Here is an 11909-nt window from a genome sequence, read left to right as displayed (position 1 = left end):
CACACTCTTGACCGTGATCAGCCCGATGGCGGTGCATGTCGAAGGCACCGAAGCCGGACGCATCACCGCGCGGATAACGACCCCATCGGGCATCGAGACACGAGTGACGACGGAGTCGAACTATCCGCTCGACCATTCCGCCACCCCCTGGCTTCCGCCGCTCCTGACAGCCGGCATGCGCAAGGGTTGGGACATCGCTTTCGACGGCCCGGTGGATTCGACGGCGCTTCGCGGTGCATCCGGGGCTCAGAAGGTCTTCCTCGACTGGTATCCCAAGCGTTTTCGTGAGGTATCGATTTCGGCCGAACCCGGTCGCGTCGCTACCGGCGCGACGGGAGTGGGTTGTTACTTCAGCGGGGGCGTCGACAGCTTCTACTCGGCAATCATGGAATCGGACCGCATCACTCACCTGATCTTCGTGCACGGTTTCGATATCGACATCGACGACGAGAATCTGGCGGCCAGAGCCTTGGCCGGAGCCCGCGAGTCGGCGGCGGAGTTGGGCAAGCCGTTGATCGAGGTGAAGACCACGATGAGGTCGGCCTTCGGAAGCCGGCTGCCTCTCGACTGGGGGTACGACTTTCACGGCGCCGCGTTGGCGCATGTCGGTCTGGCGTTGTCGCAACACCTGAGCACCGTCATCATCCCGTCCTCGAACTGCCGCGAGGAACTCACACCGTGGGGCTCTCATCCTGATCTCGACCCGTTGTGGTCGAGTGGCACAGTCGCGTTCGAGCACCACGAGCTCGATCTGCACCGTCTGGGCAAGATTCGTTACATCGGCGAGAACCGGACCGCGATGAACCATCTGCGGGTCTGTTGGGAGAACCTCGACGGGGCCTTCAACTGCGGCAGGTGCGCCAAGTGCGTTCGCACCCGGATCGGGCTCGCGGCCGCAGGTGCACAGTGCACGACCTTCCCCGACACCATCGATGTACGCGCTGTTGCTCGCATGGATCTGAGAAGCCGCGATCGCGGCTACCTGAGAACCTCACTGGCCGCGATGCACGATGCCGGTGTCACCGACGCAGACCTGCAGCGGGCCGTGAACACAGCGATCCGACGAAGTTATTGGACACCGGCGCTCGTCTACATGCGTAGTGCAGGTTCGTATGTCGGCCAGGTGATCCGTCGAAGTCTGCGGCGTTGAATCGGTTGAGTCGCGCGGCAGGTCAGTTCTCCACGTGCACGGCGTACCTGGCCGCGCCGAGGGCATCGAGCACCGAACCGCGGTGGTCGGGTCCGCGGGTCTCGACGGTCAACATCACGTCGACCTCCTCGAGGCCCAGGCGTCCACCGGTACGGGAGTGGACGACGTCCACGACGCTGGCTCCGGCATCGCGCACCACCCCGAGTACGCCGGTGAGTCCGCCCGGCTTGTCCGAAATGGTCACGCGTACAGCGAGATAGCGTCCACCCGCTCGAAGACCGTGGGTGATGACGTGCGTGAGCAGCAGCGGGTCGATGTTTCCGCCGGAGAGAACGGCGCACACCGAGCCGGTCAGTCCGAGTTCGTCCGCGGAATGCGTCATCAGCGCCGCCACCGCTGCCGCACCTGCCGGCTCGACGATGAGTTTCGCGCGCTCGATGCACAGCACCAGCGCCCGAGACAGCGCATCCTCGCTGACCGTGACGACGTCGTCGACCCATCCCTGCACGTGATCGAACGGCACCGATCCGGGCAGGCCGATCGCAATACCGTCGGCCATCGTCGACATCGACGTCAGCGCGATCGGGTGCCCCGCCTTCAGTGATGCGGGCCAGGCGGCAGCGCCCTCGGCCTGCACACCGACGATCCTGATATCGGGCTTGGTCAGCTTGACCGCGGCGGCGACACCGGCCAACAGTCCCCCGCCGCCGGTGGGAATCACGATGGTGCCGACATCCGGCATCTGCTGCAACAGTTCGGTGCCCAACGTCGCCTGCCCCGCGACGATGTCGAGGTGGTCGAACGGGTGAATGAGGGTGGCACCGGTACGTTCGGCGAATTCCCTCGCCGACTTCAGTGCCTCGTCCACCGTGTTGCCCACCAGATGTACCGTCGCGCCGTAGGCCTTGGTGGCGACGAGCTTGGGTAGCGACACTCCCACCGGCATGAACACCGTCGAGTCGATCCCCACCTGCGACGCCGCCCACGCCACACCCTGAGCGTGATTGCCCGCGCTGGCCGCCACGACCCCGCGGGCGCGCTGGTCGGCGTCGAGCCGGGCGATGCGGTTGTACGCCCCGCGCGGCTTGAACGATCCGGTGCGCTGCAGGTTCTCGCACTTGAGCCGCACCTCGTGGCCGGTCAGATCCGACAGAATGCGCGAGGCCACCACAGGGGTCCGGCGCATGACCGGCTCCAGCAGCTCCTCGGCCGACGCAATATCCGACGCGGTCACCCGCACAATTTCCGACACGGTCGCAGTATGCCAGGAACAATTACTCTCGTGACGTCATCCGTCAGCGGTCGTCACTACAGTTGGGGAGCGCGTGCCGCACCACAGCGAGCCGCGACGGGCGCAAAGGATTCTCTCGAGATGACGCAGGCTGGATCCGACGAGGTCGACAACGACCGCGAGATGCGTGGCAGCGTCGAGATCAAGGATCGGGCGATTTCACGGACCGCCATCGCGGCGGCACTGAAGGATCCTCGGGTCACGCGCACCACCGGCGGCTTCTCGCGACTGACCGGTCGCGAACTCCCCCGCGCCGACGTCACCCTCGGCGAGGACACGATCGCCGTCAACCTCTACATCGGCGTGACCTGGCCGTCGCAGATCACCGAGGTGACCGAGTCCGTGCACGCCACCGTCGAGGCCGCGTTGGCGACGATGACGGGGCTGCACGTGCATCGGGTGAACGTCCTGGTATCGGACACCACACCGGACACCGGTTTCTCGTCCACCCCGAATACCGAAGCAACGCAGGCCATCCCACCTCGTCCACCCACGGCCGGGCCGGCCGCGATGCCGGTGGCTCTGTTGTTCGGGTTCGCCCTCCTCGGTGTGGCCTTTTTGGCCGGCAGGGAATTCATGATCGCCGGCAGCCACCTCGGCGGTAGCCCGTGGATCGCCGACGCTGTGTCCTGGATCGCCCGATTGCACTGGCAGAGTTGGATGACGGCCGCCGCGATCGGAGCAGCCGTCGTCGGGTTGTTCCTCGTGTTCATCGGGGTCAAGCCGCGAACGAAGACGCATTCCGGACTGGGCGAGTCGGCACCGACCGTCTGGGCCACGCCGACCGACATCGCTCGATTGTGCAGTGCTGCAGCGCAGTCCACGCGCGGAGTCGCGGATGCACACACCGTCGTCACGCGCAGGAAGATCGAGGTACGAGCCGAGCGGGACGGGACTGTCGATGCCGCGAACGTCGACGCCGCCGTGCGCGAGGCACTCGCTCCGACACTCTCGGTTGCCGCGGGCGGACGACGGCTGACGGTGAAGCAGTCGGTGGCAGCTCCGACGAGGGTGTCGTGATGAAGACATTCGTCGCCGGGGTCGATCGACTCCTCGCGATCGTGGCCGGGTTGGGATTGATCGCGGGCGGTAGCTTCGCGCTCGCCTGGCACTACGACGTGCATTGGGCACGAGAGATGCTCTCTCGCGTCGATCGCGCGCGACTGTCGGCGCTACCGGCACAGGGCTGGTGGGTGCCGACGCTGGCTGTGGTTGTCTGCATCGCTGTGGTCATGGCACTGCTCCTGTTGATCGGCAACTTCTCTCCGCGCACGACGGGAACGGCAAGCGTCATCGAGGAGCCTCACTTCTCGGCACACGTGGACCTGAGCGCCATCGCATCGGGCGTCGCCGCGGAGCTGGCTCGGTTCCCCGGTGTTCGACGCGCCCGCGGTACGGCGATCGATGATCGAGGACTGCCCACCGTCGCTGTGTCGGTCCATGCTGCAGCAGATTTCGATGTCGTCGACTTCACCGCCCGAGCCGAATCACGTGCCGCTTTCGTGGCCGAATCCCTCGCCGGTACACACGTCGCCACCCGCATTCAATTGCACGTGGACAAACGGCGATAACAGTCCCGGCGGTACGGTGAAGCCATGGTTGCATCGACGCGCAGTAAGTTCCGGAAATGGTCCGGCGGCATGCCCCTCGCCGTGCCCGTCGCATTCGGAGCGGTATTGGTCCTTGCCTCCTTCGCCTCGAAGCTCGGCGGCAGTGCGGTCTTCTTCTACGCCCCACTGGTGTTCGTCGCAACCGGCACGATGATCTGGCTCAAAGCGCGTTCCGTCTCGGACCGAAGCGGCCGAGTCCACGCCGCTGTGGGATCGGCACTGCTGGTCGGATCCGGCGTTGTCGTCGCTGTGTGTGGTCTCGCGGGCGGCCTGATGCTGGACTCGCCGACATTCTGGGCATCGATCGCGGTTGCTGCAGCAATCGCGGCACCGATCAGCGCAGGCATCAGTCCGTTCTAGTGCCTGCGGCACCTACAGGCGCGGGTCGACGGGCTCGGATTCCAGTGCCAGGACGGCGAACACGGCCTGGTGGATGCGGTAGAGCGGCTCACCGCGCACCGAGCGATCCAGCGCCTCCATTCCCAGCGCGTATTCGCGTAGCGCCATCGATTGCTTGTGTCCCACGTTTCGGTTGCGCAGTGCAGTCAGTCGATCCGGGTCGGTGTAGTCGGCACCGTAGATCAGCCGCAGATACTCTCGACCGCGAACCTTCGTGCCGGGCTGCATCTTTCCGCGTGGAGCGTTCGCTGACGGTTTGACGACCATGCCCTCGCCGCCCTGCGCCGTCAACTCCTCCCACCACTTCTCCCCTGCCGCAACCGAATCCGGGGTCGACAGATCGACCTCGATTCGACGGGTGGTGGCGAACACCTCGGGAGCTGCTGCCACCAGTCGGTCGGCAACGTCGAGGTGCCATGTGTGCGGACGATCCGCATACGTCTCGACGTTGGACGCCAGCACCTGAAACGGCGCGATCCGAACCCCGTCGAGCCCGTCCGTCGGCCAGACGTACCGCCGATACGCATCGGTGAACTCGCCGAGATTGCTCTGCCTGACGGTGTTCCGCTCCAGCAACTCCTGCACGTCGAGACCGCGCGATCCGGCCGATGCCAGCACCGCCGCCTCGGCCCCGAGATTCGCCCGGGACACCGCAGCGACGGCGGCGTACTCGGCCTTGATCAGGCCCTCCGCTTTAGCAGACCACGGCAGCAGTTCGCAGTCGAGAATCAGCCAGCTCGACGCCAACTCGTCCCACACACCGGCCTTCTCGATCGCGTCGGACACCCCGGTGATCAGCTCACCGGTGAGCGACTCGTCGAACACCGGACGCCCCGTCCGCGTGTACGCGGTGCCGAGCACTCCCTCCGGTGCATCGAACTTCTCCCGAGCGGTGCCTGCATCTCGACACACCACCACGACCACCCGCGAGCCCATGTGCTTCTCCTCGCAGATCACCGTCGACGCACCGAGCGCGCGATACGCGTCGAACGCCTGCGTCGGATACTCGAGATAGCCCTCGCGCTCCGATGTTCCACTAGGGGCCATCGTCGGCGGCAGATAGTGCAGCCACTGCGGAGCGAGCGCGAACCGACTCATCACTTCCAGTGCGCCCGCGGCATTCTCCGGCCGAATCGATACGCGCCCCCGCAGCGACGTCTCGACGCCCGTCGGACCGATCACGTCGGACAGATCGAGCGACGCCGCATCCCGCGTGAACGGACCCATCGGGCGGGCAGGCTCGTACCAGACCTTCTCGGCCGGAACCGACACCACCTCGCGCTCCGGATAGCGCAGCGCCGTGAGCTTCCCACCGAAGACGCATCCCGTATCGAGGCACGCAGTGTTGTTCTCCCACTCCACTTCCGGCACCGGCGTGTGCCCGTAGAGCACCGTCGCCGAGCCCCGATAGTCCTGCGCCCACGGGTACCGCACCGGCAGGCCGAACTCGTCGGTCTCGCCGGTGGTGTCTCCGTACAGAGCAAAGCTTCGAACCCTGCCCGACGCCCGGTTGTGGTACTTCTCGATCAGTCCGGCGTGCGCGACGACGAGCTTGCCGCCGTCGAGCACGAGGTGCGCGACGAGGCCGTCGCAGAACTCGAGAACCTCCCGGCGGAACTGTTCCGTCTCGGCGTCGAGCTGTTCGAGAGTTTCGGCCAGACCGTGCGAGGCAGTGACCTTCCGGCCGCGGAGTGCCTTGACGAGCTTGTTCTCGTGGTTGCCCGGAACCGCCAATGCTGCTCCGGTACCGACCATTCCCATCACCAGCCGGAGTACTCCGACGGAGTCGGGACCCCGATCGATGTAGTCACCGACGAACACGGCCGTCCGTCCGTCCGGTGGCGTCGCACCGACCGGTCGGCCGGCCTCGTCCCGCTCGAGCGTGTAACCCAATGTCGTGAGCAGACTTTCGAGCTCGACGAGACAGCCGTGGATGTCACCGACGACGTCGAACGGTCCGGTCAGCTCACGCCGATCACTGCGCAGCGGGGTACGAACGAACGTCGCCGACGCCACCTCCTCGACACCGTCGAGTACATGGACCGAGCGGAAACCTTCCTTGGACAGGCCCCGCATCGAGCGCTGCAACTGGGACTGTTGGCGACGCAGCACGTCTCGACCGAACGTCCTGTCGGTGCGCTCGGCATTGCGCTGTGCGCACACCGATTCCGGCACATCGAGCACGACGGCGACCGGCAGCACATCGTGTTCGCGGGCCAACGCGATCAACGCCTTTCGCGCCGCGGGTTGCACGTTCGTGGCGTCGACGACGGTGAGCAGACCGGCTCGAAGCCTGGTTGCGACGAGAAATTCCAACAGCGCGAACGCGTCCTTGGTTGCGCTCTGCAGATTGGGGTCGTTGCTCACCATGCCCCGGCACGCGTCGCTGGACACCGTCTCGTACGGACCGAAGTGTCGCGCAGCGAACGACGACTTGCCGGAGCCGCTGATGCCGACGAGTACGACGAGGGACCGATCCGGAATGTCGAAGGTACTCATCAGGACTGTTCCTCTCGGGTGAAGACGGCCATCTGGGTCGGGGTGCCGTGCATCTCGTCGACGGGGCCGATTCCCTCGACGCGCACCTCATATGCGTGATCACGTGCCACCGACGAACCCCACTGCTCGAACTCCGCGCGGGTGAACTCGAATCGGTGGTCGACGTGACGGAAGGTTCCCGGTTCGAGGCCGGGATACAGCACGTTGTACTCGGAGTTGGGTGTCGTGACCAGAACCGTTCGCGGGCGGGCCTGAAGAAACACCGATCGCACCAACGCCGGAAGCCGATCGAGGTCGACGTGTTCGATGACCTCCATGAGCACCATCGCGTCGAATCCCTGCAACCGAACGTCGCGGTAGGTCGCGGACGACTGGACCAGCTCGATGCGTGTCCGCTGCCGATCCGCCATGTCGTCCAGACGCAATCGGCGGTGTGCCTTGGCGAGTGCACGATCACTCACGTCGGCACCGACGATGCGATCGAACGTGTTGTCCGCGAGCAGCTCTCGCAGCAGACGACCCTCACCGCAACCGAGGTCGATCACCGACTTCGCGCCTGCACCCGTCAGTGCCGACAGGACGGCGCGTACTCGCTGCTCGGCCAGCGTCGGATCTCGCGGGGCTGCGTCGTCCTGCGGCGCGTCGGGTACCAGTCGGTCGAGCGCCGAGGCCACCAGTTCGCGGCGGTGCGCCAGGTAGCGAGACGCGATCAACGCCGACTCCGGGTGATCTCCCAGCCAATCCCCTGCTGCTCGAACGAGTTTGTCCGCCTCGTCCTCGCCTACCCAATAGTGCTTCCCGTCGTCGAGGACCGGAAGAAGGACGTACAGGTGCCGCAGTGCGGCCGACAGCGTGAACGTCCCGGTCAACACCAGATCGATGTACTCGGAGTTGCCCCACGCCGGCTGCGTCGAATCGAGCGGAATGGGCGTCGCGTCTACCGTCCAGCCCAACGGACCGAACATCCGTGACGCGAGATCAGCGGCACCCCGTGACGGCGCGGCCGGCATCGAGATCGTCAGATCCATTGCAGCAGAAACCAATTCGGGCATTCCGGTGCACACACCGGCCAGTGTCTGCTTGAACAGTCGCGACAGGGCCACGGCCAATCCGGACGCGGCACCGTCGTTCAACAGGACTGCGACGGTGGTGCGCTGAGCCGAGACTTCCGGATACAGCACGGTCGTGGTGCCCATCGGCAGGTTCCAGCTCTGCACGCGATCGGGGTGCTTGTGCAACAAATACCCGATGTCGGAGGTGTCCGGGAAATCGGTTGTGGCATTTGCAGTCACGGTCAGTAGCACCGCAGCGACGTTACGGGACGGCTGCGCCCGATGCGTCCCATTTTTCGGCCGCCACCTCGGGCCGCGTCAATGGACCATTGCATACGTCTGGGCGGTGCAATGGTCCATTGACGCGGGCGGCGGAGCCGCACGCACGCAAAAGCGGCACCCACCCTTTCGGGTGAGTGCCGCTTCAGGTACAGCTGGTGGAACTAGATCACTTGATGATCTTCGTGACGCGACCGGCTCCGACGGTACGACCGCCCTCACGGATTGCGAAACGCAGGCCGACATCCATGGCGACCGGCTGGATCAGCGTGACGGACATCTCGGTGTTGTCACCGGGCATGACCATCTCGGTGCCCTCGGGAAGGGTCACGACGCCCGTAACGTCCGTGGTACGGAAGTAGAACTGCGGGCGGTAGTTGTTGAAGAACGGCGTGTGGCGGCCGCCCTCGTCCTTCGAGAGGATGTAGGCGTTGCCCTCGAACTCCGTGTGGGGAGTCGTGGTGCCGGGCTTGATGATGACCTGTCCACGCTCGACGTCTTCGCGCTTGATGCCACGAACGAGGAGGCCGACGTTGTCGCCTGCCTGACCCGAGTCGAGCAGCTTGCGGAACATTTCGATTCCGGTGACGGTGGTCTTGGTCGAGCCGGGGCGGATGCCGACGATCTCGACCTCTTCGTTGACGTTGACCGAGCCGCGCTCGATACGTCCGGTCACCACGGTGCCACGGCCGGTGATGGTGAAGACGTCCTCGACGGGCATGAGGAACGGCTTGTCGGTCTCACGGACGGGATCCGGAACGGAATCGTCGACGGCCTGCATGAGCTCCAGAACCGACTCGCCCCACTTCTCGTCACCCTCGAGTGCCTTGAGTGCGGAGACCTTGATGACCGGTGCGTCCTCGTCGAACTCCTGCGAAGCGAGGAGCTCGCGGACCTCCATCTCGACGAGCTCGATGATCTCGTCGTCGTCGACCATGTCGGCCTTGTTCAGTGCGACCAGGATGTACGGAACACCGACCTGGCGGGCGAGCAGCACGTGCTCGCGGGTCTGCGGCATCGGGCCGTCGGTTGCTGCAACGACCAGGATTGCGCCGTCCATCTGAGCCGCGCCGGTGATCATGTTCTTGATGTAGTCGGCGTGACCCGGTGCATCGACGTGCGCGTAGTGGCGCTTCTCGGTCTGGTACTCGACGTGGGAGATGTTGATCGTGATACCACGAGCCTTCTCCTCCGGAGCCTTGTCGATCTGATCGAAAGCCGAGGCCTCGTTCAGGTCCGGGAACTTGTCGTGCAGAACCTTGGTGATTGCAGCCGTCAGCGTCGTCTTACCGTGGTCAACGTGACCGATGGTGCCGATGTTGACGTGCGGCTTCGTCCGATCGAACTTCGCCTTCGCCACTGTGTGTCCTCCTGGACTGATCTGTGCGGACCCCGACGGGGCCGACACGCGTATGTGTTCTTACTTATTACAGGTCGAGCGTGGTCCAGCAAACGAAGAGAATTACTCTCCGTTGACCTTCGCGATGATTTCCTTCGCTACGTTCGCGGGAACTTCTGCGTACGAATCGAAGACCATGGAGTAGTTAGCGCGGCCCTGTGTCTTCGACCGAAGGTCTCCGATGTAGCCGAACATCTCCGACAGCGGAACCAGTGCCTTGACGATACGGGCACCGCTGCGCTCCTCCATGGCCTGAATCTGACCACGGCGGGAGTTCAGGTCGCCGATGACTTCACCCATGTAGTCCTCGGGCGTGATGACCTCGACGGCCATGACGGGTTCGAGAATGACGGGGCTGGCCTTGCGGGCGGCTTCCTTGAACGCTTGTGAGCCGGCGACCTTGAAGGCCATTTCCGACGAGTCGACGTCATGGTACGCACCGTCGAGCAGTGTGACCTTGACATTGACCAGGGGGTATCCGGCGAGAACACCGTACTGCATGGCGTCCTGAGCACCGGCGTCGACCGAGGGGATGTACTCCCTTGGCACACGACCACCGGAGACCTTGTTCTCGAATTCGTAGGTCGCACCGTCTTCGCCCTCGAAAGGCTCGAGCTTGATGATGACCTTCGCGAACTGGCCGGAGCCACCGGTCTGCTTCTTGTGGGTGTAGTCGTGCTTCTCGACCGTCTTGCGGATGGTCTCGCGGTACGCGACCTGCGGCTTGCCGACGTTGGCCTCGACCTTGAACTCGCGACGCATACGGTCCACGAGGATGTCGAGGTGCAGCTCGCCCATTCCGCCGATGACGGTCTGGCCGGTGTCCTCGTCCAGCTTCACCGAGAAGGTGGGATCCTCTTCGGCGAGCTTCTGGATTGCTGTTCCCAGCTTCTCCTGGTCGGACTTGGTCTTCGGCTCGATCGAGACCTGGATGACCGGGTCCGGGAAGCTCATGGACTCGAGGATGATCTGGTTCTGCGGATCGCAGAGCGTGTCACCCGTCGTGGTGTCCTTGAGGCCGATGACGGCGTAGATGTGACCGGCAGATGCGGTCGCGATCGCGTTCTCCTTGTTGGAGTGCATCTGGAACAGCTTGCCCAGACGCTCCTTCTTGCCCTTGGTCGAGTTGATGACCTGAGCGCCGGAGTCGACCTTGCCCGAGTACACCCGGACGTAGGTCAGCTTGCCGAAGAAGGGGTGAGTCGCGATCTTGAACGCGAGAGCTGCGAACGGCTCGTCTGCGGACGGCTTGCGAGTGATCTCCTTCTCCTCGTCGCCGACGGCGTGTCCGATGGTCTCGGCAACGTCGAGGGGAGACGGGAGGTAGTCGATGACCGCGTCGAGCATGGGCTGAACGCCCTTGTTCTTGAACGCGGATCCACACAGGATCGGGTACAGCTCGCTGTTGACCGTCATCTTGCGGATGGCGCCCTTGATCTCGTCGATCGTGAGCTCTTCGCCGCCGAAGTGCTTCTCCAGAAGCGCTTCGTCGGACTCGGCCACGGTCTCGAGCAGCATGGTGCGGTACTCGTCCGCGCGCTCCTTGAGGTTTTCCGGGATCTCCTGGATCTCGTACTTCTCGCCGAGCTTGGTCTCACCACTCCACACGAGAGCCTTCATCTGCACGAGGTCGATGACGCCCTCGAAATCGTTCTCTGCGCCGATGGGCAGCTGGATGACCAGCGGCTTGGCACCGAGACGATCGATGATGGTCTGCACGGTGTAGTAGAAGTCCGCGCCGAGCTTGTCCATCTTGTTGACGAAGCAGATGCGCGGCACGTCGTACTTGTCGGCCTGACGCCAGACCTGCTCGGACTGCGGCTCGACACCTTCTTTGCCGTCGAACACTGCGACTGCGCCGTCGAGGACGCGGAGCGAACGCTCCACCTCGACGGTGAAGTCGACGTGACCGGGGGTGTCGATGATGTTGATCTGGTTGTCGTTCCAGAAGCACGTCGTGGCAGCAGAGGTGATCGTGATGCCACGCTCCTGCTCCTGCTCCATCCAGTCCATGGTGGCTGCGCCATCGTGAACTTCACCGATCTTGTAGGAGATACCGGTGTAGAAGAGGATGCGTTCGGTAGTGGTGGTCTTGCCGGCATCGATGTGGGCCATGATGCCGATGTTGCGGACCTTGAGTAGGTCGGTCAGCACGTCCTGTGCCACGAGTTAACCCGCCTTGGTGTTGGAAGAGGTATTGCCTGAGCTGATCAACGCTCCGGCGGCACCG

9 protein-coding genes are annotated in these 11909 nt (G+C 64.4%); 4 read left to right on the top strand and 5 right to left on the bottom strand.

What is annotated here, in order from left to right:
• The first annotated feature begins 13 nt into the window (after positions 1–13).
• Entirely contained in the window at positions 14–1150 is a 1137-nt protein-coding gene (locus CH295_RS15825) for a hypothetical protein (protein WP_212556182.1), read from the top strand.
• A 22-nt stretch (positions 1151–1172) separates the two neighbouring features.
• Here CH295_RS15825 and ilvA read toward each other — a convergent pair whose 3' ends face one another.
• The gene (gene ilvA / locus CH295_RS15820; RefSeq protein WP_288143190.1) at positions 1173–2336 is read right to left on the bottom strand and encodes a threonine ammonia-lyase; all 1164 of its coding nucleotides are present in this window, start codon (positions 2334–2336) and stop codon (positions 1173–1175) included.
• Between the two features lie 186 nt (positions 2337–2522).
• Here ilvA and CH295_RS15815 point away from each other — a divergent pair, with 186 nt between their 5' ends.
• Genes CH295_RS15815 through CH295_RS15805 form a run of 3 tightly spaced genes read left to right on the top strand, consistent with a single transcriptional unit; the run spans position 2523 to position 4411 of the window.
• Complete coding sequence (locus CH295_RS15815; protein ID WP_170945931.1) at positions 2523–3461, top strand: DUF6286 domain-containing Asp23/Gls24 family envelope stress response protein; 939 nt, start codon at positions 2523–2525, stop codon at positions 3459–3461.
• Positions 3461–4012 (top strand): Asp23/Gls24 family envelope stress response protein, encoded by a 552-nt coding sequence (locus CH295_RS15810; protein ID WP_094741251.1) that lies wholly within the window; start codon positions 3461–3463, stop codon positions 4010–4012. Before CH295_RS15815 ends, CH295_RS15810 begins: the two co-directional genes overlap by 1 nt.
• A 24-nt stretch (positions 4013–4036) precedes the next feature.
• Positions 4037–4411 (top strand): hypothetical protein, encoded by a 375-nt coding sequence (locus CH295_RS15805; protein WP_141217036.1) that lies wholly within the window; start codon positions 4037–4039, stop codon positions 4409–4411.
• 12 nt (positions 4412–4423) lie between these two features.
• Here CH295_RS15805 and CH295_RS15800 read toward each other — a convergent pair whose 3' ends face one another.
• The 4 genes from CH295_RS15800 to fusA all read right to left on the bottom strand — a co-directional run bounded on the left by CH295_RS15800 (position 4424) and on the right by fusA (position 11845).
• A complete protein-coding gene (locus CH295_RS15800) occupies positions 4424–6949 on the bottom strand; it encodes a polynucleotide kinase-phosphatase (protein WP_094741249.1) in 2526 nt (841 codons plus the stop codon).
• A complete protein-coding gene (locus CH295_RS15795) occupies positions 6949–8241 on the bottom strand; it encodes a 3' terminal RNA ribose 2'-O-methyltransferase Hen1 (protein ID WP_252342066.1) in 1293 nt (430 codons plus the stop codon). The genes CH295_RS15800 and CH295_RS15795 overlap by 1 nt, the downstream gene beginning before the upstream one ends.
• Positions 8242–8449: 208 nt before the next feature.
• Positions 8450–9640 carry an elongation factor Tu gene (gene tuf / locus CH295_RS15790; protein ID WP_008714056.1) on the bottom strand — a complete coding sequence of 397 codons (1191 nt, stop codon included), beginning with the start codon at positions 9638–9640 and terminating at the stop codon, positions 8450–8452.
• 102 nt (positions 9641–9742) lie between these two features.
• Positions 9743–11845 (bottom strand): elongation factor G, encoded by a 2103-nt coding sequence (fusA, locus tag CH295_RS15785; protein WP_037191357.1) that lies wholly within the window; start codon positions 11843–11845, stop codon positions 9743–9745.
• Between the last annotated feature and the right edge of the window lie 64 nt (positions 11846–11909).

It is taken from the genome of Rhodococcus sp. 14-2483-1-2 (assembly GCF_002259405.1).
Taxonomy (GTDB): Bacteria; Actinomycetota; Actinomycetes; order Mycobacteriales; family Mycobacteriaceae; genus Rhodococcoides.
This window is presented reverse-complemented; position numbering and strand designations above follow the sequence as displayed.

What these genes read in the sequence shown, in the direction of transcription:
- ilvA (WP_288143190.1), bottom strand. Translation starts at nt 2,336, where the DNA reads ATGCGCCGGACCCCTGTGGTGGCCTCGCGCATTCTGTCGGATCTGACC.
- CH295_RS15815 (WP_170945931.1), top strand. Translation starts at nt 2,523, where the DNA reads ATGACGCAGGCTGGATCCGACGAGGTCGACAACGACCGCGAGATGCGT.
- CH295_RS15810 (WP_094741251.1), top strand. Translation starts at nt 3,461, where the DNA reads ATGAAGACATTCGTCGCCGGGGTCGATCGACTCCTCGCGATCGTGGCC.
- CH295_RS15805 (WP_141217036.1), top strand. Translation starts at nt 4,037, where the DNA reads ATGGTTGCATCGACGCGCAGTAAGTTCCGGAAATGGTCCGGCGGCATG.
- CH295_RS15800 (WP_094741249.1), bottom strand. Translation starts at nt 6,949, where the DNA reads ATGAGTACCTTCGACATTCCGGATCGGTCCCTCGTCGTACTCGTCGGC.